This window comes from Melioribacter sulfuriphilus, assembly GCF_052656625.1.
Genome location: NZ_JBQXXK010000005.1, coordinates 188,017 through 212,308, shown reverse-complemented (window position 1 = coordinate 212,308; position 24,292 = coordinate 188,017). Strand labels below are relative to the sequence as shown.

The following is a 24,292-nucleotide window of genomic DNA, read 5'->3' as shown; positions in this document are numbered from 1 at the left end:
TAGGAGTGTTGCATGAACGAGACTCACAATACAAAAGGTCTCCCGTCAAACGCCTACAGGGAGCTACAACCCGGCGAAAAATATATTCCGGTTATGCTTGCGGATAAAGAATATCCGGAGGTAACACCTTACACGGTCATTACCGGAATAATTATGGCAATAATTTTTACTGCAGCAGCAGCTTATCTTGGATTAAAAATTGGTCAAGTTTTCGAAACAGCAATACCAATTGCAATCCTTGCTGTTGGTCTCTCAGCTACATTGAAAAAGAAAGGTGCTCTTGGACAAAATGTAATTATTCAATCGATAGGTGCTACGTCCGGTACAATTGTGGCTGGTGCAATTTTTACTATTCCAGCTCTCTATATTCTTAACCTTGAAGCTGAATTTTTTAAAATATTTCTTGCATCGGCTCTGGGAGGCTTTCTTGGAATTCTTTTTCTTATTCCTTTCAGAAAATATTTTGTTTCGGAAATGCACGGCAAATTTCCATTTCCCGAAGCCACTGCTACAACAGAGGTTCTGGTTGCCGGCGAAAAAGGTGGCAAACATGCAATAGTACTTGTTACTGCTGGTTTAATCGGAGGTATCTACGATTTCGTTGTTGCAACCTTCGGTTGGTGGCGCGAAATCTTTACTACAAAGGTAATTCCTGTCGGTCAGTCGATAGCCGACAAAATTAAACTCGAATTTAGATTGAATGTGAGTTCAGCTATTCTCGGACTTGGATACATAATCGGGCTTAAATATTCTTCGTTGATTACCGCCGGTTCCTTCCTTTCATGGTTCGTTATCATTCCCATCATTGCATACTTTGGAGATTATATTACCACGCCTATCGGTGTTAATATAAATTTTCTAATTAAAGATATGACAGCTGAACAAATTTTCAGAAGTTACGTACGTCATATTGGTATTGGCGGTATTGCTATGGCAGGATTTATCGGAATAATCCGCTCCTCTGGAATTATTAAAAAAGCTTTCACGCTCGGTTTTCAGGAATTATTTGGCAAAAAAGTAAATGAGAATAAAGAACGTACACAAAGAGATTTACCGATGAAAATAATTTTCGTCGGTATATTTATTACAGCAATTTTAATTTTTATTTTCTTTTTATTTGGTATAGTCAACAATCTTTTACATGCTCTTATTGGTCTCTTAATTGTGCTAATTATATCTTTCTTATTTACAACCGTTGCGGCAACTGCAATCGCAATTGTTGGAACCAATCCTGTTTCAGGAATGACCTTGATGACATTGATCCTTTCTTCTGTAGTACTTGTATCGGTTGGACTTACAGGTACTTCAGGAATGGTATCTGCACTAATAATAGGCGGTGTAGTTTGTACAGCGCTTTCACAAGCTGGAGCATTTATTACAGACCTTAAGATCGGTTACTGGCTTGGTTCGACGCCTTACAAACAGGAAAAATGGAAATTTGTTGGTACCGTATTTTCTGCAGCTACAGTAGCATGGATAATAATGGTATTAAATGAAACATACGGATTTACTGGAGAAAATGCTCTTGTAGCACCGCAGGCAAATGCAATGGCTGCCGTTATCAAACCTTTGATGTCCAATCAGCCTGCACCCTGGCTTCTTTATCTTGCAGGCGCATTTCTGGCACTAATCCTTACAATGATAAAAATTCCAGCACTTCCTTTTGCTCTCGGAATGTATATTCCTCTCGAATTGAACACACCATTACTCGCAGGAGGCTTGATTGCTCATTTCGTATCGACTCGCAGTAAAGACGAAAATTTAAACAGCTCACGTCGCGAAAGAGGAACTTTAATTGCATCCGGCTTCATTGCAGGCGGTGCACTTTTCGGAGTCTTGAGCGCAATACTCAGATATGTCGGTTATAACTGGGTCAATCATAACTGGCAGGAATCGCATTCAGCTGAACTACTCGCTATTATTATGTTTTTATTAATTAGTATTTATATGACCTGGGATGCTCTCAGAGCACGTAAAGGAGAATAGTTTTGAAAAATTAATCAAGGATTACTATTATGCAACCCAAATTTTTTCTAACATTATTTATGGTCTTTGCTATGTTCCAAAGTGGTAAATCGCAGGTGCTCGAAAGAAACGAAGTGCCTGATAAATACAAATGGGATAATTCCATACTTTACAAAAGCGCCGAAGAGTGGACTATGGAACACGATCGGCTCGAGAAGGAGATTGAAAAATTTTCACAGTACAAAGGGATGCTTGGAAAAAACGCCGATGTTTTATACAATGCGTTAAAAACTTATTTTAATCTGCTGAAGGATTATTACAAACTTTCCGATTACGCCTTCAGGCTTGCAGACGAAGACCTTAGAATAAGTTCAAACCAGGCACTTAATCAAAAAGCAACTACGCTCGGCACTAAATTCTCTGAAGTCACTTCATTCATAAATCCGGAAATTTTGAAAGTGGGACGGGAAAAAATCGAGCGCTTCCTTGATGAAAAAAAGGAACTGGATGAATTCAAATTCTATCTACTGGATATACTTCGTCTCGAAGATCATACTCTCTCCGAAAATGAAGAGGCTATTCTGGCAAGTGCCGGTTTAATTACTTCAACCCCAGGCGAAGTCTACAGCATATTCGACAATGCTGAAAAACCGAATGCCATCATAAAACTTTCCACTGGCGAGGAAGTTGAATTGACCTCAGCAAACTATACTAAATATCGAGGTGTCGAAAACCGAGCTGACCGTCAATTGGTAATGCAATCGACATTCGAAAACTATAAAAAATTCCGCAACACCATCGGCGCAAATCTGGTCGGTAAGCTAAAAGCCGATTATTTCTATGCAAAAAACAGAAAATATAATTCTGTCCTGGAGAGTTCTCTCAATGTTAATAATATCCCAGTTTCTGTTTATGAAAACTTAATTGAACAGATTCATAAAAATCTACCAACACTCCATCGTTTTCTTAAATTAAAAAAAAGAATGCTTGGAGTCGACACTCTTCATTATTATGATCTCTACACTCCTCTTGTAAAATCAGTTGAGTTTAAATTCACCGTAGAAGAAGGCCAAAAATTGTTGCTCGACGTTTTCAGACCTATGGGCAAAGAATACGTCGGGACGGTAGAAAAAGCATTTAAAGAAAGATGGATCGATTTCATTCCGAATAAAGGAAAACGAAGTGGTGCTTATTCATCTGGTGCTGCATACGATTATCACCCTTACATACTTATGAACTGGACAGATGATTATGAATCTGTATCGACACTGGCTCACGAACTGGGTCATACAATGCACAGCTATTTCTCAAATAAACATCAACCATTTGTAAACTCTCAGTATTCGATATTCGTCGCAGAGATTGCTTCGACAATAAACGAAACTCTGCTCAATAATTATATGGTAAATAATGTTAAATCAGACGAAGAGAAACTTTATCTTTTGGGCTCTTATCTCGATTTGCTCAGAACGACAATATTCAGACAGACCTCCTTTGCCGAATTTGAATGGGAAATCCATAAACGAATCGAAAACGGCGCGCCTCTCACAGGCGACGATTTGAGCGAAATTTATTATAACATTGTAAAAAAGTATTACGGCAACGACAAAGGAATTTGCATTGTTGACCCTTATGTTGCTTACGAATGGGCATACATTCCCCATTTTGTACATTACACATATTATGTTTATCAATATTCTACATCTTTAATTTATGCCACAGCTTTTGCCGAGAAAATTGTTAAAGAAGGGCAGCCCGCAGTAGATAAATTTTACCATATATTGAAAGGTGGTAGCTCGGAATATCCAATTGATTTGATAAGAAAGGCAGGTATCGATCCACTTTCTTCTGAAGCATTCGATCTTACAATGGCAAAGATGAACAAAGTAATCGACATGATAGAAGAAATTTTAGATAAAAACAAAAATTAATACAATCAGCCCCGCACTGCGGGGCTTTCAATAACTATGGGTCAACTAGCCCTTTATTTCAATTCAGTTTCAATTTTCTCAAGGCCATTCCGATTGCAGTTTCAACGGAGTAACGTTCGTCGAGATATTCAATCACCAATCTACAGAACTTCTCCTTATATCTCTTCGGTATCAAAACTCCGTAAAATGCTACGGCTAATTCTAATAACTTGTTCACTTTTCAATTCCCGAATCTCTGATTTATTATCGAATTGAAAACGAAAATTTTTAAATAGTACGGAAAAAATTATGGAAATAAATGAAATCAGAAATCTCTTCCCACATATAAAAACGGGACAAATCTATTTCAATCATGCTGCTCTCGGCCCGTGGTCAAAGCCTTTGCTCGATAGATTGGAATTGTATTCACGTCAGAGGAGCGGTGAAAAAATCGAGAACTTTAAATTTTTTTTGAAATGGAACGCCTCTGCAAAAGCCAAACTCGCGCAACTCCTTAACACGAAAAGCAACAGAATTGCATGGACAGATAATGTTTCCAATAGTATCAATATTCTTGCACAGGGATTAACATGGAAAACGGGCGACCAAATAATTCTTAACGATCTTGAATTCCCGTCGAATGTATATCCTTTCTTAAATCTTAAGAAGCACGGCGTTGAATTAACAATTGTTAAAAACAGGAATGGTATAGTCGACATCGAAGACATCGAACAAGCAATTACCGCGAAAACGAAATTAATTTCGATCAGCTCGGTTCAATTTCTTAGCGGTTACAGAGCAAATATTGATGAAATCGGGAAACTGTGTCGTAATAAAGGAATTATTTTTTGCGTAGATGCAATTCAGGGCGTCGGAGCAATTGATACTGACGTACAAAAGTTCAATGTAGATTTTCTTACTGGCGGCACTCAGAAGTGGTTGATGTCTATGGAAGGTCTGGCCTATTTTTTTATTTCAGAAGAATTACAAGAGAGAATTGATCAGAAATTCGTAGGCTGGACTTCGGTTGAAGATGCCTGGAATTTATTGGACTATAACCTTATTCTAAAAAAAGATGCCGACCGTTTTCAAAACGGCACACTCAATACGCTTGGCGTGGCATTATTCGATACGATGCTCGACATTTTTACACAACTTGGAATCGCAAACATCGAAAGAAGAATTCTCGCTAACACAAACTATTTTATCGAACAGTTATCCGAAGCGGGCTTCGAGCCAATGTTAAAAAATATTCCTGAAAGGAACCGAGCTGGTATAGTCACAATAATCGTCGACAATCCTGAAAAAATATTCGAAGAACTTGCGAGACATCAGATCCACTGTTCGCTTAGACAAGGGCTAATCCGGTTTTCACCTCATTTTTACAATACGAGCGACGAAATAGATATGACAATTGACATCCTTAAAAAATCAATGTAAAGAAATCTCTCCCACATGCAGAAGAACAGATTCGATTGCTAAGTAGTTTTTCCTATCGATTGAAGCAGACTATTTTTACTTTTGTATAGAAATCTGGAATAATAAGGGAAAAAAAGATGCACGGTTACAATTAAATCCGTGCATCCGATTGATTTTTATTCGTTGGGGCTATAAGTCAATTCCACTTTGACGTGAAAATCGGCACCACTAAAAAGAGTATATTTCACTTCGCTGATGGTACACTTATAATCTTCACCAACCAGCTCGCTTATAACTTTTGCGATAGCATTTTCAAGTGTATTTACGCTTACTCCTTTGAGTTTGTTCTGAAGCAATTTATCCACATCAATTGGTTTTTCCTTGTCGCTCATAATTATTCTCCCTTATTTATTGTCCTTATTAGACGATATATAATAGAAAATGTTCTAACCCCTGATAAAGTTAAGCAATTCCTCTGTTTTTTTGCGCATTAATTCAATATCGCCTCTGGCTTCCACATTGAGTCTAAGTAAAGGTTCCGTATTACTCATTCTAACATTAAAACGCCAATCGGGATATTCCACACTTACACCGTCGAGCTCGTCGATCTTTCCGTCGCTATATTTTTCTTTAATAGCAGCTAATTTGCCTGTGGGATCTGCGATTTTGGAATTTATTTCACCTGAGCATGGATAAGCCTTAATCATTTCGCCTACGAGCTCTGATAACTTGGTATTTTCTTCTGAAAGAAGTTGAAGTACCAATAAAAACGGGATTAGTCCGCTATCGGAGTAGGAATTTTCCCTAAAGTAGTGATGAGCCGACATTTCGCCGCCGTAGATTGCATTAACCTCTCTCATTTTTTGTTTAATAAAAGCGTGCCCGCTTTTCGAAACGACTGGAATCCCACCAGCTTTAGCAACGGTATCGATAGTGTTCCATGTAAGGCGTGGATCGTAAACAATTTTCTCGCCAGGATGATTTCGTAAGATTGATTTGGCCAGCAATGCTACAATATAATAGCCTTCGATAAAATTACCATGTTCGTCGAAGAAAAAGCAGCGGTCGTAGTCGCCGTCCCATGCAACGCCTAAATCGGCACCACTCTCTTTAATAGCATCGATAGTTGGTTGGCGATTTTCTGGTAATAATGGATTTGGTACTCCATTGGGAAATCGTGAATCGGGTTCGTGAAAAACCTTTACCATTTTAATTGGAAGAAACTTTTCGAGTTTATCGAGTGCCGGTCCGACACAACCGTTTCCAGCATTTACAACAACTTTGAAAGGAGAAATTTTTTCAGGATTGTAGAATTTATTTAAATGATTAATAAACTCATCCATTATATCTTTCTTTTGTATGGTGCCTTTAAACTTTGCAATCTCGCCTAAATCATTATTAAGTATCATCTTTTCAACTTCGTTTAGACCTGATTCGTATCCAAGGGGTTTAGAACCTTCTTTAACAAATTTAAGGCCATTATATTCGGGTGGATTGTGACTTGCAGTTATCATAACTCCGCCATCGGCATTAAAATGAGGAGTTGCAAAATAGATCATTTCTGTGCCACATAATCCTATATCGATAACGTCACATCCCGCCTCTGTAATTCCTTTTGCAAGGGCATCGGACAATTCAGGAGATGAAGGGCGTACGTCGTGGCCAATTACTATTAATTTAGCATTGAGATATTTTACAATAGCTCGTCCAATTTTATAAGCTAAATCAACGTTCAACTCAGATGGGACCTTACCTCTGATATCATACGCTTTAAAGCCAGGGATTTTATCCATGCCACCTCCAAAATTAATTATGCAAAGATAAGGAAAATTCGAATAATATGATTTATTGATGGGAATTAATGTTCTACTAGTTAGTTAAAACTGATAGTAGAAATTCAAATTATACTGATTTCCGAATCTTTATCAAAGAAATGGAGATTATTAAGTTCAAAATACAACTCAATAGTTTCATTAAGATGAAGCTCGTTTACCATATTAATTTTTGCTGTAAATTGCACATCGTCGATAGTAAAGTAAACGATCGATTCGCTTCCCATCGGTTCAATTAATTCCGTGGTTATACTGATTTTGGAGTAATCACGCTGGGGTTTTTCAAATTTGATATGTTCAGGACGTATTCCTAGAATTATCTCCTTATTGGAGTATTTTTGCAATCTATCGTAATACTCAGGAATAATATAAAAACTCAGACCATTTTTCGACGAGACGAACTTTAATTTTCCATCATTAATAATTTTTCCACTAATAAAATTCATAGCCGGACTTCCTATAAAGCCCGCTACAAATTTATTATAAGGATTAAAATAAAGATTCATTGGGGTGTCGACTTGTTGAACAACGCCATCTTTCATAACAACAATTCTGTCTCCCATAGTCATAGCTTCTATTTGATCGTGAGTAACATAAATCATTGTGGCTTCTAATTTTTTATGAAGCTTAGTAATTTCTGCTCTCATCTGTACTCTCATTTTTGCATCAAGATTGCTGAGAGGTTCATCGAACAAAAATACTTTAGGGTTCCTAACAATTGCTCTTCCTACAGCCACTCTTTGTCTTTGTCCACCTGAAAGTGCTTTTGGTTTTCGATTTAATAATTCTTCAAGCCCAAGAATTCGCGCAGCTTCTTTAACTCGTTTATCAATTTCTTGTTTATCAAATTTTCTAACTTTGAGTCCGAATGCCATATTTTCATAAACTGTCATATGAGGATATAAAGCATAGTTTTGAAATACCATAGCAATATCTCTATCCTTAGGAGGTAAATTATTTACACATTTACCGTCGATATAAATTTCCCCTTCTGAAATTTCTTCAAGACCAGCAATCATTCTAAGAGTTGTTGATTTTCCACAGCCAGAAGGACCAACAATCACAACAAACTCTTTATCATGGATTTTCAAATTAACATTATTTACTACTTTTTTATTATTATCGTATTTTTTTGATAAATTGATTAAATTTACTTCAGACATTTTATCCTCGGCTTATTTCAATAAGATCAATTTTAAATTTTTTTGAATGTTTCCATTGCTTATTCGAACAATATAAACTCCGGATGTCACTCTTTCCCCGTTATCTGTTTTACCGCTCCAGATAGCTCGATATTTCCCTGGTTGGTGGTATTTGTCAACAAGTGTTACAATTCTTCTTCCAAGAATATTAAAGATTTCTATTTTGATTTTTTCTTCTCTTTCTACATTGTAGGTTATTATTGTTTCTGAATTAAACGGATTAGGATAAACAGTTAAACTTAGATTTTCTTCTTGAAATGAATTACTAATTAAGTCTACATCAGTAACAATATCATACATTTTAATTATATCTTCTGGTAAAAGTGCGTAGTCATAAATTCTTAAATCATCTATAATACCTTTGAAATTATAATTTGAGTTATCAGGCAGCATTTGTCCAATAGTGAAATCATATTCCGACTGCATTAAATTTCCCTGCCATTCAGCAAATGCATCGAGAGTTCCATTAAGCCATAATTCAACGTATTTGCCGTCATAAGTTACAACGACAAAGTAGAGTTTCTCTGATTCGATTATTGTTTCGCTATCAAGATCGACAATTGGATTTATATTTTTATCTGTTTTAATTGTCCATCTCAGTTTACTAGCTGCTATCGATATTTTAAAACGACTATTCCAGCTACCGTGCGATACCAGGTATACTTCTTTATTAGGATAACCATCCATTTTGAACCAGAATGCAATTGTAATGGCATTGGTAAAATTAAGAGAAGGATTATTCTTTATGAGTACATAATCAACAATCCCATCAAAATAAAGTGCTGATTCCAGATTGTTGTGTCTGTCATTTACAAATGAAGCTCCGTTTAAAATACCATTATTATCATTCCCACTAATATCGCTAGCGTCATTATTAAAAGGTAGGTATACAACGAGATTCCCTTTCGCATAATCATTGAAATTCCTTACGAGTATTTTAATACTATCATTAACACTGTTTTCATATTCATCTTTAACTGTGCATCCAACATTATAAATTCCTTCTTTATCCGGGGCGGACCAAATAATGGAATCCTTTTCAATTACATTAATTTTACCTGCCTGAGAATACCAATAATAATCAAGTACTGTAGTTGTTTGCGAATAGGCAATACATCTAATACCAGTCATCGAATTTATATTCACCTTTCTACAGTCAGCTTTTATCGATTCAATTACGGGTTCCGAAATGACATTCTCAACCACATCTATTGTTATAGAATCTATCTCTTTATTACCATGACTGTCATAGACGGTAGTATAGATTTTATATTGCCCTGGAGTACGAGCAACAAAGAGAGCTAAATTATTCTGCGGATTAATTGTTCCACTATTAGCCGACCAAACATATCTCAATGGTTCATTATCCGGATCCACTGCAGTACAGTAAATTTTTATAGTATCGTTAACCATAATTTTTTCTTTTTCAGTAGCCAAACATTTAATTCTCGGGGGCTTATTGTAAATTGCATAATTATGGTTATAGTCAACTACAACTCCGTTTGCTTTCATAACATTTTTTTCATATTCAATGTTAGCATCGGATGGAATAAGGCGTATTACGACAGAAGAACGGGGTGGGATTTCCAGATTGAAACTACCAGAAATATTAAAAGCAAGAAATTTATTATTAATCATCTCATAAATGTTAACAGGGATACTCTGTACATCAATTTCCACATTTTGATTTTCATTATATGGATTATATAACATGTAAGTAGAAAAATCATTATTGCCAAAAAAATCGGTTTTATTGAGGTTAATTTTTAAGATACCTTTAATATTAGTAGTATCTACGAGTGCCGCCAAGTAACCAACAGAAGAGGATGAATAGAGAGATAAATTAGTTCGAGCCCATCCACCTTTCACAGCATCGCCAGTCGCAAAGGGCCAGCCTGATTCTGATTTCAACAGAGCTTCATATGCAATGGATGAAGTTAAATCAAATTTCTCTGACCAGTATTCACTATCCTGATGCAAATTATCGAGGTATCGAGAATAAAAAAGTCTGGATGCATTTGCCACATTTAACAGCCATTTACCTAATGTATTGGCAAATCTTTCATCGTACTTAACTAAGGGGAGTAATGCTCCAGCTTGTTGAAATGTGTTCATCGAAAATGCATACTCTCGTTCGCTATCCTCACCAATTAAACCTGAAATGTCATATACACCCCATTTCCCGAGTAAAACATTCCAGTTTCTCAAGTTAGTCTTACTAAAACACCAATTCAGCATTTTATATAAATTATAATTTGTACCAATTTCCGCATTCATTCTTGCAGCAGTAATAACACCGTAAGGAAGTTGTATTTCATATGCAGGATTTTCAGATAACGAATCAAGAAATTCAAGACACAATTCTGCACCTGATAAATATTTTTTTTCACCTGTAACTTTAAATGCATTGTAAAGAATATATGCTATTGCACCTGCAACTTCAGGTTCATTAATTCCTTGCTTAAAAGCTTTCATAGTTATAAAATCCCATCCGCGTTGATTAAAATCTGGAAATTTCCAGGGCGTATAGCTACCACCACTTAGTTTCACCACATCAAGAAAACGATCTGCGATTTTTATAAACTGTTCTTTAAAGTTTTCAGTAGTTGGGAAAAGGTAAAACAACTGTGTAAAAAATACATTTGGCATTGATTCATACCACCAATCATCGTATGTATTATCTTTTGGCGAGTTTTTATAAACATTCTGATTTCTATTAAAATATTCACGCGACATTTTTACCCAATTGTAACCATACTGATTACTTTTATCAATTCCACACAATGCTGCACCTACCAGCGAAGGTAAAACATTTATAGCTTCTGTACTTTCGGTATTATAGGTTCCTACATAAGAATGCAAACCGAAACTAATTTCTTCAGGATAATTAATACTATTTGTAATAAAAAAAAGAAAAGGCATATGTTCGCCGTAATTACCTGGATAATAAACTATCGAATCATAAGTTATAGCAACTTCTTTCCAATTCCGCATTTGATAAGGCTGCGGCATTTCCGGCATCTCTTCAATTCTCTCGATCGACAATTGCTGTGAACAAACATTATATCTTAAAAGCATTAGCAAAGGAATTACATATAATATTTTACTTGTCATCATTCTTATAAATAATCATTCAAACTATATATTTTGAGCTTGTTCTTATTGAACTTTCCTTTGAAGCCATCCATGCGTAGTAAGATTTTTTCATCGGGTAGAAGAATAAAGCCCCGATTCGAAAACATAACATCATCATATTCAACATCAACAAAAAATGCCGGTTTATCGGTATTTAATTCGAGTATATTTTCATTATCTATTTTTTTGAATGAGAACTTAATATTTGGTTTTGAAAGGTGTAAGTATTTCCATTTTTTCATGGGCACCGCATCTCTGAATATCAATGAATCATCTTTAAATATAGAAATAACATATATAGCTTCTTTACCATATTTACTCTTAACCTCTTTAATTTTTTCATATCTATTTCTTCCCAAAGATACACTAGTTGACAAATAATTAAGAATGCCATTCTTTGAGTCAATTATTTTTATTTTTAATAAGACTTTCAGTTCATTCTCTGTTTCATTTAAACCGTATATTTTAATGTCATCTTCCTCTTGAATTATCCTAAATGTTATTGGTTCGAAAATTTTTTTTACAAAGTAATAAGATATTTTTGGCATAGACATGCTATCGATTAAAGACCAACTCGTAACAGGCCATGTATCGTTTAATTGCCATATTATTGCGCCTTTGGTTATTTTATTAAAGCGCCAATGTTGTATACAAGTTTTGAGTGCTATTGCCTGATTTAATTGTGTTAAATAAAAGTAATCTTCCCATTTAGTACTCAATGGCAAATGTGCACTAAGAAATCTAATAATTCTTTCAGGGCCTTCAATTTGTTTATTATGAAATTCAAAAGTTTCTGAATTAATTTTTCTTTCGTGTTTTGGGATATATTTTTCGATCGTAAATTTATTTGCAGCACTTTGGAAACCAAATTCTGTAACAAATAAACTTTTATCATGAACAACTTCTTCATAATCTTTCCAAGAACTCCAGATTTCCCACTGGTGTCTGTTACCGCTTATTTCTGAATTGGGGTCATCTTCATATCCAAATGGAGAGGATTCCCAATAGAATCTATCTGGATCAATTTTCTTTAATAAATCAGGAATAATTTTATTATAAATTTTATAGCCCGGCATATTTTTATAATGAGTTTTATTCGTCTGATACCAGATCCATTCATTTTCGTTATTGCCACACCAAATAGCTAAGGAGGGATGGTACTGTAAACGTTTTACGTTGTATATAATTTCTTTTTTTACATTATCAATAAATTCTTTATGTTCGGGATAAGCACCACAGGCAAACATAAAATCCTGCCAAATAAGCAAACCTAACTCATCACATATTTCATAAAAAATATCATTTTCATAAACTCCTCCGCCCCAGACACGAATGATATTCATATTAGCATCAACAGCCATCTTAAGCATTTTTCTATACCTACTTTCAGTTACTCTTGGCAAAAATGCATCGCACGGAATCCAGTTAACCCCTTTGGCAAAAATCTCTTTACCATTAATGATAAATTTGAAACTATTTTCGCCCTTCTCCTTAAGTCTAACTTCGATTTTTCTTATACCAACTTTTCGTACAAATAAATCGTTTATATTATTTTCCTTCGATTGCAGCAAAATCTCTAGCTGATATAAATTTGGCTTCCCATATCCGTTTGGCATCCATAACTTTGGATTTATTACTTCCATTATTAATTTATTGATACCTTTTTTAATATTTATATTTTTTTCTATAACATTATCTTCTATCGACAATCTTAAAATTGAATCTGGTAGATTGTATGACGATCTGAATTTTATTTCTACTACTGCTTTTTTCTTGGTAAGATTCAATGTTTGAAAATAGAATTCGTCTATTATTTGATAATCAAGTGCTTTTAAATAAACCTTTTTCCACATACCTAAGGTTGGAAACGAAGGTCCCCAATCCCAGCCAAAAGAATATTGAGCTTTTCTTATATATACTCTGCTGGAATTCAATGCAACTTGTAAAACTCCATATTTTTTTTCTTCATCATAACTATATTTTACTGGAGAATATAACTTTACTTTCAATATGTTATTTCGTTCTTTTAATATTTCTGTAACATCGAATTCATATTTTATAAACATATTTTCAGTTTTACCTAATAGTTTACTGTTCAGAAAAATTTCTGAGATAGTATCTATCCCTTCAAATACGAGTTTAACAGGACCTTCAATTTTATTGTCAAAAGTAGTTTCGTAAATCCAGTCAGATTCTGATATCCAGCTTAGATTTTTTTCGTTGTCTGCATAAAATGGATCTTCTATTAATTGATTCTTAAGAAGATCTGTGTGCACCGTTCCAGGAACCTCAGCTTCAATGTTTACTCTTTTTTTGATTGTTTCAGGAACACTTGGTGAGTATTGTTTACCTAATTTAAGATACCATTTGTCTAATACAATAATTTTCATGTGTGCTCTCTCTTAAAATTCTATTTCAATTTCTTCATTTAATTTATGATGACTAAAAATAATTTCTGTAAGCCATAAATCATTTTTGAGAATAGACTTGACAGTTAAAGAATTGTTATTGTTTATCTTTATATTTCTGGGTTTCATAGGTGATATCAGTTTTGTAATGTTTTTATGTCCCATAAAACCATTTAAGTAAAGTTTCATTTTATTGTTCTTGTGTTCAACCTTTTCTAAAGATGAATTGGTTGACTTTAAAAAAGGTGTATTAATTTTACCTATCTTAATATTAATCACTGTATCATTAACGTTACTAGGTATTATGAAGCTATGTAATTTTTTGTTGTTTAATAAAATTTCGTAATTATTTGCTCTTTCTATATTTATCTTTGTTTTTTTCCCTGCAATAAAAATGTCGAAAGAACATTTCATTTGATTCGGAGGGAGGAATGGATCGAGTTCAATGTTCCATCCATTATCATTTAAACCATAAATATGATAAAGAGTATAGAGATACCAGCCAGCAGCCCACAAGAATTGTGGTTTATCAACCGTACCATAATTTATCATATCATTTTTATTACCATTGCGGACTTCATACATTGCAGGTTGTCCACCTGGTGCATTTATTATTCCATCTATAGTCATAATTTTTTTTAAAAAGTCAAAAGCTTCTTCTTTTTTCCCAGATGATGATAAAGCTAATGCATACCACGCATTATTATGGTACCAGATACCACCATTTAAATAATAGTATTTATCGCCAGCTTCGTTCCCAACAAAATTCCAATAGCCAGTTAGTTCATTAAAATCCATCGGGAATACATTATAAATTCCAACTTCTTCATTTAACAAATGTTTTTTTGCTTTATTAAGCATAATATTTTTTTTTGTAGTGTCAATTAAATTAAAGTGAGCTGCCAGTAGGGATCCGCAATAATAATGCGTATCTATAACACACTGTTCCGAAAAATTCATCAGATACCCGTACTTATCGTTCCATAATTTTCTATTTAATTACTAATTAATTTTTCCTTTAGTTTTTCGAGTTGAACCAAGTCTTCACCTTCAAGTTTTAAATAGCTCGCAATAAAAAGATACGATTCAATTGCTCTTGCAGTAAGGATTGAAATATAACTTCTTGGACCAAATCTTTTTCCAATATCCCACCAGTCAGGCCGATGCGACCACATCAAACTATCTTCGCCTAATGTTTTCAGTATGTTGTTAATGGAGACGTTAAGATGTGGTAATAATTTCCTAGTTGTTTCAGTATCTGAAGAATATTTCAAATATTCCGCCGTAACTATAATAAACCATTGATTATTCCAGTTATCTTCGATAGCATATTCAGTATGATATGAGCTGTCTTTCCAATATATAGCATGTGGGATATTGAAATCTTTGTCTGCATTTATTGCAATAAATTCGAGATCATTTTTTACTCGTTGTAAATCATATTTCACAGCGGACAAATCAGTCATTAAAACATCATGTGTAAAATAAAAGTTATATTCTGCAGGACAAGGCATTGGTACTATTTTATCATTTAAATAATGTTTATTTACAGCAAGAATTGCTTGTGCCCAATTAACTGTAAAGTCAATATCCTTAATACCTGTCTTAAAATTGCTCGCATTAAATGCATAATCAAGTACTTCTTTTTCGTATAGTTCAATTTCTTTTTTGTAATTATTGCTTATATATTCAACCGTACCAGGTAATTCTTCTTTTTTTACCATTCCAATTATTTGTTCAATTATCATCTCTTCTTCGGGTTGTAAATACATTTTATAAGATAATTGAAGTACAGGATTGATAAACTGATTATCAGTATTTTTCACATTGAATATTTTTGTTTCTTCGGGTATCTGTTCGTTATTTAATACAAACATTGTAGGTTTACCTGTTTCTATATCTAAGTAATCAACAAATATTTGATTGTCTTTTACTTTATATTCAATACTATATTTGGGTTCATATGTGTGACTTGTTCTAATCGTTAAAGTATGATTGGTTACTACTGTAAAAGTATCCGAAATTCCATATGCATTTTTTATTCTGTATTTCACAACAAAAGCAGGATAATTTTTTAAAAACCTATATGAAATAGTTATATTTTTATCCGTATTAATAAAGTCGACACTATAGGGTGTAAGGCAGTATTTATAAGCTAATTTGTTAAATTCTACAATGTTATTCCCTATACTCAAATGTAATTTTATAACAAATGAAGTATCTCTTTTCCAATAATCGTGACTCTGGTCTATGCTATTAGCAATTGGATAATAAAAACTAAGTCTTTGAGGTAAAGCTTTACTTTCATGAAATTCAAGACCGATATATCTACTACCTATTTCAATTTTTGAACGAGCGGAAGAGCAGATCTTAATGTCGTGTTGTGGTCTAATTGTTTTTCCGAAGAAAATTAGAACTATAAAAAGGATAATCCTTATCATTTTATTTATCTCTTAAAAGTTTTTCTAGAAGCTCATTCAAATTAACATACGCAAAGGTTGTAGAATAATCAGACACCGCATAAGGAATAATCAAGGAACCGTTATGTACTAATGCGCCACAAGTATAAACGACATTAGGAACATAACCCTCCCTTTCGTTAGCATCCGCTTCAATTAAGGGTTCCTTTAATCTGCCAATTAAGATTGAAGGGTCGTCTCTGTCCAGCAAAAAAGCACCTATCGAATATCTTCTGGCAGCTCCCACGCCATGGCTTAAACACAACCATCCCTTTTCTGTCTCTATAGGCGAACCACAATTTCCTATCTGAAAAAATTCCCATGGATATTTAGGTTCCATTAATAGCTGCTTGGTCTCCCAATTATTGATGTCCTCTGAGAACATAATGAAATTATTTTCATTGTCTTGTCTAGAAAGCATAACATATTTGCCATTTATTTTACGGGGGAAAAGCGCCATTCCTTTATTTTTAACTTCTTTTCCTTTTATCTTATTAATCCTAAAATTCCGAAAATTTTCAGTAGAAAGGAGCTTAATAGTAATATTTTGTCCATCGTATGCACTGTAAGTAGCATAGTAAATTTTTTTTCCATCATCTTCTGTAAAATGAACAAATCGTGCGTCTTCAATTCCATTGCTTTCTGCTTTGGTTTGAGGGAATAAAGTTATTTCAGTATAATCATCATCATAATTGAAATCAGCTTCGTAATAATCTTCTGAAATATTATTTATTGATGGCATAACGACATAGTCTGATACAGTATCAAGGTGAATATTCAAATTTTCGTCAATGACACCTGTCCGAAATACAATTGATGATATATGTCCCTCGCCAGTTGCACGTAAACTCATTATAAATCTCATCTGTTGTGGTCTGAGATTTGATTGATCTGGGTGAGGCACTATCGATGGGTTAAACAAAGCCGAATGTTCGAGTGAATATTCATTCGAAAAATATGCTCCAATTAATAGTTTTCTAACATCAGAAATTTCTTTTTTAATATTAAGGTACCTTTTATTAATCTCCTCGTATCTGTTTATAAAAAATTTTTCTGTTTTTTTGTGTCTGGCGAGGAAATTATTTCTTACCCTCTGATATTCTAATGTAGCTGAAACTTCCGACAATGACAGAATTCGATCTATTATTCTATGTATTCTATCTTTTTCATATGGTTCAAAGGATTTAAGAAGTACTCTTCTGTGATCCGGTGTTATCATTAATCCCGTTTTTTTAATGTTCATTTTAATTTTCCCAAATTTTATTTTTCCAATAAACTATTAAATAATGAGCGAGTTTTTGTATTACTAATTATTCTATTAAGTGAAAGAAGCGTTTCAATTGTCGACTCTGCACCCGAGTTCCGATTAACTTTATTAGGTCCAAGAATGCCGTCGTAGCAAATACCACTATCATAGAAGTACATTTTCGTATTAGCAGGATTGTCCCCAATAAACCACATGGCTGCTTTTACAGCTAATTCATAGTAGTATTCCTGACCTGTGAGTTCGCCTGCCAACACGGTTGCATAAATCATTGGTCTTATACCGTAAGCAATTTGAGGAAATCTTTTTACCTCTAGAATATTAATTAAATTACCTTTTTTTTCGATCTTAAATTCATTCAAATAACCTTTCTCTATCAGATAAGGATAGAAATTTTTAATTTCATTTAACGCTGCATCCAAGAGTCTTTTATCGTTCAAAACTGTATATGCTTTAAGAAGCGCATAAGCCTGGAGATTTCCCCATGCGTGCCAACTACTGTTCCAACTCAAGAAAGCATTATATGGAAACATATTATCACTGCCTGCCTGCATTAAGACAATGCCATCAGAATAGCTTTTGATTATTTCTAGAATTTTCGAGTCATTGTTTTTTTTGTAGTAATTTACTAAAGACAAAATAATTAAGGCAGCTTGGTCGGAAGCATATTCATAAGGCAACCAGACTGGCAGAGCCACCCCGTTTAGGATTACAGTATCTCTTTTATTGTTGTAATCTTTTTTAATATTTTTTATTGTTTTTGCAATAGCGCATTCTATTTCATGAGTTAATTGTTTATTCTTAATTTTATCAACTACTTCAGTCAAACACCAAAGTGCTCGCCAGCTCCACCAGCTACCGATAGCTTCACTATTTTGATGGCGTTTATTGATAGAGAAGTCATCAAAAATAAAATTGTAGAAATAACCATTATCCGACTGCATATTGAGAATAAATTTAATTAACCTCTCAACTTTTAACTGGTACTCAACTTTACCAGTGTATTGTGCATATTCAGAATAAAAAATAACTGCTCTTGCAACATCATCAACACATGCAATCCCTTCGTCCTCATCTCCTACCCATTTATACTCTGGATACTCGCTATAAATATGAATAATGCCAACACTATCTCCCATAAAGAAGATGTCCTGATAGAGCTGGTCTAAGTGGAGAGGGTTAACGAAATAACTTCCTTGCTGAGAAAAAGTTATAATATTAAAAAATACAAATGTTAGGACCAGCGAATTTTTTATTATTCTTCTCATTAATATTTTTTTATAAGTTATTGACAGAGCGAAATGAGATATTCAGTTGAAGTTTCTGCCAGACAAATATTAGTATCCGCGCCTGAGTAGTAAATCTTAATTTTGCCATCAGGTTCTTCAATCCAGCCACAAGTAAAAACGACATTAGGAACATCGCCTATTCGTTCGTAATCGGTCTCAGGTGATAAGATGGGTTCACGTGTTCTGCCAATAATTTTTCGGGGGTTGTTAAGATCGAGTAGCATTGCGCTGATTTTATAGAGACTCGATATACCAAAACCACGCACGCCATGATAAAGAAGTAGCCACCCGCTATCTGTTTTAATCGGAGGTGTAGAAAGCCCAATTTTATCATTTTCCCAAGTACCTTTAGTTGGTTCTGCTAATAGTTGATAATCTCCCCAATGAATCAAATCGGGACTTTTACTAATCCACATGTCCCTTCTATTTTCTGCAGAGGGTCTGTCGATTTTCCAGTAATAGCCGTTAATCTTTTCCGGGAAAATTGCACAATCCTTATTAGATGGTTCCGATATTGTGCCGTGTACTTTAAATGTCTCGAAATCCGTAGTTTCGCTTAGAACCACCAGCGGCATGTACTTTGAGTATCCTGTATAGGTAATAAAATATTTCTCTTCAAGTTTAACTATGCGGGCATCTTCTATTCCCCATTCGGTATAAAGGGAATACTCCTTATGATCGGAAGGAGTAAGAATAAGTTTGTCTTCGACTTTGAATTTATAACCGTCGTTGCTTATTGCTTTTACAAATGATGATCTACCGTTCGGCATTTCGACACGGCAAAGCAACAGATATTGATCCTTATACTTAATTACACCGGGATTAAAGATGCTATTTACTTTGAATGGGACGTCATCCTTTGTTATAATAGGATTCTGGGGATATCTAGAAATACTCATATTAATTTCACCTCTATAATTTCTTTATTATTATTCTTTAAGGCCAGAAGAAGCCATACTCTCTATAAAATATTTTTGAAAGAAAAGGTAGACAATCAAAATCGGTAAGGCTAATAAAGCTGCGGCAGTAAGTTTCATTCCAAGTTGTGATTCAGCTCTACCTCCTACCGCAAATAGTGTTACCAATTGGGGCATTGTCATCAATTTCTCGTCTCTAACAATAATTAATGGCCAGAGTACTTCGTTCCAAGAAGTCATAAATGTAATAATTCCAACTGTTATTAAAGCTGGGATTGAATTGGGTATTAAAACACTAAATAAAATTCTGAATTCATTGCAACCGTCTATGCGAGCAGCATCAATGAGATCCTGTGGTATAGTCTTGAAATATTGACGAAACATAATAATCGCAAATGAATTCATAAGGTATGGAACAATTAATCCGGCATATGAATCTACCCAATTAAATTTTACCATTAAGATATATTGTGGTATAAGGGTTATCTGAAAAGGTAACGTCATAGTAAATACTATTATATAGAAAATCAGATTACGTCCTTTGAATTCCAAACGCGACAGCGCATAGCCTACCATCGAACCGAAAAAGAGCACACCCGCAGTAATAATTCCAGATACAATTAAACTATTTATAAAGGAACGCATTATAGGAATTTTATCAAAAATGAGGACATAGTTACTAAAAGTTAATTGAGAGGGGAACAACACAAGACTTCCGATTTCATTTTCAGGGGCTACAGAGGCTGTAAGCATCCAAATAAAAGGAAAGATAAAAATTACTGCGCCTAACAAAAGGATAAGATATAATAGCAACTTTTTCATAGTTTTAATTTTCTTTTTCTAAAAATTTTTTTTGAATAAAAACCACTGCTAATATTAATAAAGCAAAAAACAGACCAAGAGTAGCTGCATACCCCATGTGATAGTAAAAGAATCCTTGTTTATAAATATAAAGAACAGCAGAAAGAGTGCTGTTTAAAGGTCCTCCGCCGGTCATTACATACGGTTCAATAAACAGAGAAAAGCCCCCAATAGTAGAAAGTACGACTACCATAAAAATAGTAGGATTAATAATGGGAAGTGTAATCCTGAAAAATTTTTGGAAATGAGACGCACCTTCAATATCGGCAGCTTCATAGTATTGTTTCGGAACAGCCTGCAGCCCGACCAAAAACAAAACCACATAAAGTCCTACATTTTTCCATGTAGCCATAATTGCTATCGAAGGCATTGCCCAAGCAGGATCAGTTAACCATCCGACCTTAGACAATCCGATTTGTGCAAATAATCGATTAAACAACCCACTTTCGTATCCATAAAGTTGCTGCCATAAAATCGTAACAACAACTCCGGAAACAATAACAGGAGTAAAGTAAGCGGCTCTGAAAAATCCCTTTAATTTGATTCTTTGATTTAACAATTCTGCCAGGAATAATGCTACTACGATTTGTAATGGAATATGAATTGCTAAAAATATTAATGTATTACTCAATGATTTCCAGAAGAGATGGTCGCTTATTAGTCTTTTATAATTTGTAAAGCCTGTATATTGCATAGGGCCAATAATATTCCAGTCATGAAAAGTTAAAAAAATAGAAAATCCGATCGGAAACGCTATGAACAAAACAAAGAAAATAATGTAAGGTGAAACAAATATGTATGGAATAAATTTTTTCTTCATAAGAATTACCTTAAAAATAAAAGATTAACTGCATGCTCAGCGTCCTTCAATGCCTGTATGGGAGATTTTTTTCCGTAAATTACGCAGGCTTCATATTCTTGCGATATAATATCAAATACTTCTTTCAGTTTAGGCGTTTGGTCGGTTCCTTTTACGAATTTTGCTTGCATAGCAAATATTTTCATCCGAGGATTTTCATTAAAGTAATTCTCGAATTTCTTATTCTCCAACAGATTTTTTCTTCGCGGTAGCTGATTCGTAATTTTGAGCAACTCGAGGTCGTTTTCTTCCGACAAAAGATAACGAAGAAATTTCCATGCTTTTTCGGGATTCGGACAAGTATTAAATATTACAATATTTTTAGGATCGCAATATGTATAGACAGGACCTTTGTGATTGTCTGGTACCGGTATAAAAGTGAAGTCATAACTAAAGTTTTTTGGTTTAAACTTTTCTGCATGAGCTATTTCCCAGGGACCGGTGAATCTTGTTGCTATTACTCCACTTAGAAAAACATCCTGCCTTGCTGAAAGTCTCTCTTTCGGGAAATAATTTTTTTGATAAAGGGTTCTCAAGAAAGTAAAGACCTTAAGTGCCGCATCATTATTGAACACAGCTTTATTACTATCAATTAATTTACCGCCATTTGAAGCCGCAAGATAAAGCGGGTAGAAATCGAAAAGTCTTTGCCACCACGTTACAATTACTTCTGAATATCCGAACCACCTATCAATATAACCGTCGCCGTCAGTATCAAGTTGATACTTAGATGCTGCTTCAAAATATTCGGAGTAAGATGAAGGCGGTTTGTTTAATCCTATTGAGCGGATGATGTTATTATTATAAATCATCATAATAGGATTAATCTTCCAGGGTATCTGGTATATATGCCCATCTTGCGATCTAACTTCTTCAATAACACTACTGTCGCATCTCTGGTAAAGAAAATCCATAAAGCCGTCTAGAGTATCTAGGGGTATCAAAATACCAGCTCTCGCATAATCTTCTACGTCTCCCTCCCACATGTTGGAATAGATATCAGGAGTAGTTTTCCCTACGATAGCAGCTAGTATTACTTCCTCGCTTGATTGCCCTTCGGGTACCGGCTGAAACTTCACTTTCATTCCCGGATTCATTTTATTCCATTTTTCGACTACTCCTCTGGAAAAAATTATCTCTTCGGTATTATTCGAAGACCAGTAAATAATATTATCCGAAGTATGATTTGCTTTTCCGCAAGAGACCACTAAATTTACGGCTAAGATGAATAAAATTTTATATAATACTTTTCGGATAACTTTCATTGCCATTTCATCCATATGTTATCTATAGTAGGATATGGAGTTCTTGGAATTAGATTCCCTCTTTTAACAAAATAAAAATCAACAGCTCGGGGATTTTCTTCTTCACTTACCTTTATACTAGCAAGTACTTTTTCATCAATGAAAATATCCGTCACCTTTTTGAGTTCATTAATTTTATAAAATAACTTTTTAGTTAATTCCTCTTCTATCATTTCAAGAATTGTTTGTTCATTTTCTTTTTTATTCTTTGTATTAATTTCGTTGTGTTCCAACATTATTGAATTAATCATCTCCTCTTTTACTTTGCTGAAAACTATTTTGTCTTTCCACCATTTTATTTGATTTTTCACTTTTGGTATTTCGTAATAACCTTTTTCCAATGCAATTTTGGATAACAAATAATCTCTTGTCATTCTCCAGATAATACCTTCGAGCGACTTCGAAAAATTTCCCAAATTACTTTTATCATATTTAATGTACTGTTCTCTAGTTCTATACCAGTTTATAAAATCTTCCAATGTTATCTTGTAATCTTTTAAATTTACAAGTACCATTTTTTTCAGATTTCCGTCATCTTTTATATTATTTTCCTGTAATGTATTTTTTAATATTTTCTCGAGTTGCCAGGTTTCAAAAAGATCTTTTGTTAAAGTAAATCTACCGATATGGGTTCTTAAGATTTTGAAAGGGACTCTTTTTATTACAGGATTTTGTGAAAGCATTATTTTCTTTACGTACTGATTAGATAAATCATCCAGCTTTCTCTTAATTAGTGCTGTTTCTGAATCTTTAAGTAATTTCTGCTGTTCTGTTTCGGATGCAATTAATCGATAAGAAAAATTTTTTAATAATATAATATACCAGCCATCTTCAACTCTTATTGGTTTGCTATATTTTCCTATTTGTAATGTATCAATAATTTTACCGAGGAGTGGATTTTTCATTCCGAGTAAATATCTTGTAGTTTTCAAAGATCTATCCGAAGTTCGAATTGAGTCGTTTAATTGTAGATTATACAAAACTTCAAAGTTCTTTCCATTTCTAAGTGAATCATAACAATCATTAATATAAGAGCTATCACTTGAATAAAGCCATTGTATTTCTACATCAATTAATTTCTGTTTAGCAACAGTATCAATTTCCTCTTTACTCAAATTGATTTTCCCTAGAATTTCATGCCTAAACATCTCTTCAGTTGCAATGTCTGCTGCAAAAGCTTCAATATAATTTTTGATTTCACTTGTTGTATCGGTTCCGAGTTTATAACCATAAAGTGCAAGAAGTTTTTCTTTAATTAAGTGCTCCAAGAAAATTCTTTTTGAATTTTTTACTTTTTTATAAAAAGCCGGTCCATATTCATAACAATTAACGAACTCTTCAGCAGTTATATCAATAGTGCCAACCTTTGCAACAATAGAATCATTTAATGATAAGCTATCTCCAAAGGTATTAATTGAGAATAGTAATGTTAGTATGGTCAAAATCGTTTTAAATAATTTCATACATT

General features: G+C 33.9%; 18 protein-coding genes. 3 read left to right on the top strand and 15 right to left on the bottom strand.

The annotated features are described in order from the left end of the window. Positions 1 to 12 precede the first annotated feature (12 nt). Together ACUN8G_RS08215 and pepF are read left to right on the top strand one after the other, a co-directional pair. Positions 13 to 1,986: an OPT family oligopeptide transporter gene (locus tag ACUN8G_RS08215; protein WP_437346240.1), complete on the top strand. Its 1,974-nt coding sequence runs from the start codon at positions 13 to 15 to the stop codon at positions 1,984 to 1,986. Positions 1,987 to 2,015: 29 nt separating this feature from the next. Next, positions 2,016 to 3,896, top strand: a complete 1,881-nt coding sequence (gene pepF / locus ACUN8G_RS08210) for an oligoendopeptidase F (RefSeq protein WP_437346241.1) — start codon at positions 2,016 to 2,018, stop codon at positions 3,894 to 3,896. Positions 3,897 to 3,954: 58 nt separating this feature from the next. On the opposite strand, the gene ACUN8G_RS08205 is transcribed toward pepF, so the two are convergent. Then, entirely contained in the window at positions 3,955 to 4,113 is a 159-nt protein-coding gene (locus tag ACUN8G_RS08205) for a hypothetical protein (protein ID WP_437346242.1), read from the bottom strand. Between the two features lie 71 nt (positions 4,114 to 4,184). Between ACUN8G_RS08205 and ACUN8G_RS08200 the strand changes: the two genes are divergently transcribed. Beyond that, positions 4,185 to 5,315, top strand: coding sequence for an aminotransferase class V-fold PLP-dependent enzyme (locus ACUN8G_RS08200; protein WP_437346243.1), 1,131 nt, complete (start codon positions 4,185 to 4,187; stop codon positions 5,313 to 5,315). 155 nt (positions 5,316 to 5,470) lie between these two features. Here the strand turns inward: ACUN8G_RS08200 and ACUN8G_RS08195 are convergent, their stop codons facing one another. The 14 genes from ACUN8G_RS08195 to ACUN8G_RS08130 form a co-directional block, all read right to left on the bottom strand. Beyond that, positions 5,471 to 5,686, bottom strand: a complete 216-nt coding sequence (locus ACUN8G_RS08195) for a hypothetical protein (RefSeq protein ID WP_437346244.1) — start codon at positions 5,684 to 5,686, stop codon at positions 5,471 to 5,473. 54 nt (positions 5,687 to 5,740) lie between these two features. Next, positions 5,741 to 7,087, bottom strand: a complete 1,347-nt coding sequence (locus ACUN8G_RS08190; RefSeq protein WP_437346245.1) for a phosphohexomutase domain-containing protein — start codon at positions 7,085 to 7,087, stop codon at positions 5,741 to 5,743. A gap of 104 nt (positions 7,088 to 7,191) precedes the next feature. Further along, positions 7,192 to 8,289, bottom strand: coding sequence for an ABC transporter ATP-binding protein (locus tag ACUN8G_RS08185; protein ID WP_437346246.1), 1,098 nt, complete (start codon positions 8,287 to 8,289; stop codon positions 7,192 to 7,194). Between the two features lie 12 nt (positions 8,290 to 8,301). Then, on the bottom strand, positions 8,302 to 11,445 hold the full coding sequence (locus tag ACUN8G_RS08180) for a LamG-like jellyroll fold domain-containing protein (RefSeq protein WP_437346247.1): 3,144 nt from the start codon (positions 11,443 to 11,445) through the stop codon (positions 8,302 to 8,304). 2 nt (positions 11,446 to 11,447) lie between these two features. Further along, the gene (locus ACUN8G_RS08175) at positions 11,448 to 13,853 is read right to left on the bottom strand and encodes a beta-mannosidase (protein WP_437346248.1); all 2,406 of its coding nucleotides are present in this window, start codon (positions 13,851 to 13,853) and stop codon (positions 11,448 to 11,450) included. A gap of 12 nt (positions 13,854 to 13,865) precedes the next feature. Next, entirely contained in the window at positions 13,866 to 14,732 is an 867-nt protein-coding gene (locus tag ACUN8G_RS08170) for a glucosidase family protein (RefSeq protein WP_437346249.1), read from the bottom strand. Positions 14,733 to 14,866: 134 nt separating this feature from the next. Continuing rightward, a complete protein-coding gene (locus ACUN8G_RS08165) occupies positions 14,867 to 16,312 on the bottom strand; it encodes a hypothetical protein (protein ID WP_437346250.1) in 1,446 nt (481 codons plus the stop codon). A gap of 1 nt (position 16,313) precedes the next feature. Further along, positions 16,314 to 17,573 (bottom strand): glycoside hydrolase family 130 protein, encoded by a 1,260-nt coding sequence (locus tag ACUN8G_RS08160; RefSeq protein ID WP_437346251.1) that lies wholly within the window; start codon positions 17,571 to 17,573, stop codon positions 16,314 to 16,316. A gap of 17 nt (positions 17,574 to 17,590) precedes the next feature. Continuing rightward, positions 17,591 to 18,862, bottom strand: a complete 1,272-nt coding sequence (locus ACUN8G_RS08155) for a glycoside hydrolase family protein (RefSeq protein WP_437346252.1) — start codon at positions 18,860 to 18,862, stop codon at positions 17,591 to 17,593. 17 nt (positions 18,863 to 18,879) lie between these two features. Continuing rightward, positions 18,880 to 19,782, bottom strand: coding sequence for a glycoside hydrolase family 130 protein (locus ACUN8G_RS08150; RefSeq protein ID WP_437346253.1), 903 nt, complete (start codon positions 19,780 to 19,782; stop codon positions 18,880 to 18,882). A 30-nt stretch (positions 19,783 to 19,812) separates the two neighbouring features. Beyond that, positions 19,813 to 20,622, bottom strand: coding sequence for a carbohydrate ABC transporter permease (locus ACUN8G_RS08145; protein ID WP_437346254.1), 810 nt, complete (start codon positions 20,620 to 20,622; stop codon positions 19,813 to 19,815). A gap of 4 nt (positions 20,623 to 20,626) precedes the next feature. Continuing rightward, positions 20,627 to 21,481, bottom strand: a complete 855-nt coding sequence (locus tag ACUN8G_RS08140) for a carbohydrate ABC transporter permease (RefSeq protein ID WP_437346255.1) — start codon at positions 21,479 to 21,481, stop codon at positions 20,627 to 20,629. Positions 21,482 to 21,486: 5 nt separating this feature from the next. Further along, positions 21,487 to 22,785: an extracellular solute-binding protein gene (locus ACUN8G_RS08135; protein WP_437346256.1), complete on the bottom strand. Its 1,299-nt coding sequence runs from the start codon at positions 22,783 to 22,785 to the stop codon at positions 21,487 to 21,489. Next, a complete protein-coding gene (locus tag ACUN8G_RS08130; protein ID WP_437346257.1) occupies positions 22,782 to 24,287 on the bottom strand; it encodes a SurA N-terminal domain-containing protein in 1,506 nt (501 codons plus the stop codon). Before ACUN8G_RS08130 ends, ACUN8G_RS08135 begins: the two co-directional genes overlap by 4 nt. Positions 24,288 to 24,292: the final 5 nt, after the last annotated feature.

Coding starts and splice junctions, on each gene's coding strand:
- ACUN8G_RS08215 (WP_437346240.1), top strand. CDS start 13: ATGAACGAGACTCACAATACAAAAGGTCTCCCGTCAAACGCCTACAGG.
- pepF (WP_437346241.1), top strand. CDS start 2,016: ATGCAACCCAAATTTTTTCTAACATTATTTATGGTCTTTGCTATGTTC.
- ACUN8G_RS08200 (WP_437346243.1), top strand. CDS start 4,185: ATGGAAATAAATGAAATCAGAAATCTCTTCCCACATATAAAAACGGGA.
- ACUN8G_RS08195 (WP_437346244.1), bottom strand. CDS start 5,686: ATGAGCGACAAGGAAAAACCAATTGATGTGGATAAATTGCTTCAGAAC.
- ACUN8G_RS08190 (WP_437346245.1), bottom strand. CDS start 7,087: ATGGATAAAATCCCTGGCTTTAAAGCGTATGATATCAGAGGTAAGGTC.
- ACUN8G_RS08185 (WP_437346246.1), bottom strand. CDS start 8,289: ATGTCTGAAGTAAATTTAATCAATTTATCAAAAAAATACGATAATAAT.
- ACUN8G_RS08180 (WP_437346247.1), bottom strand. CDS start 11,445: ATGATGACAAGTAAAATATTATATGTAATTCCTTTGCTAATGCTTTTA.
- ACUN8G_RS08175 (WP_437346248.1), bottom strand. CDS start 13,853: ATGAAAATTATTGTATTAGACAAATGGTATCTTAAATTAGGTAAACAA.
- ACUN8G_RS08170 (WP_437346249.1), bottom strand. CDS start 14,732: ATGCTTAATAAAGCAAAAAAACATTTGTTAAATGAAGAAGTTGGAATT.
- ACUN8G_RS08165 (WP_437346250.1), bottom strand. CDS start 16,312: ATGATAAGGATTATCCTTTTTATAGTTCTAATTTTCTTCGGAAAAACA.
- ACUN8G_RS08160 (WP_437346251.1), bottom strand. CDS start 17,573: ATGAACATTAAAAAAACGGGATTAATGATAACACCGGATCACAGAAGA.
- ACUN8G_RS08155 (WP_437346252.1), bottom strand. CDS start 18,862: ATGAGAAGAATAATAAAAAATTCGCTGGTCCTAACATTTGTATTTTTT.
- ACUN8G_RS08150 (WP_437346253.1), bottom strand. CDS start 19,782: ATGAGTATTTCTAGATATCCCCAGAATCCTATTATAACAAAGGATGAC.
- ACUN8G_RS08145 (WP_437346254.1), bottom strand. CDS start 20,622: ATGAAAAAGTTGCTATTATATCTTATCCTTTTGTTAGGCGCAGTAATT.
- ACUN8G_RS08140 (WP_437346255.1), bottom strand. CDS start 21,481: ATGAAGAAAAAATTTATTCCATACATATTTGTTTCACCTTACATTATT.
- ACUN8G_RS08135 (WP_437346256.1), bottom strand. CDS start 22,785: ATGAAAGTTATCCGAAAAGTATTATATAAAATTTTATTCATCTTAGCC.
- ACUN8G_RS08130 (WP_437346257.1), bottom strand. CDS start 24,287: ATGAAATTATTTAAAACGATTTTGACCATACTAACATTACTATTCTCA.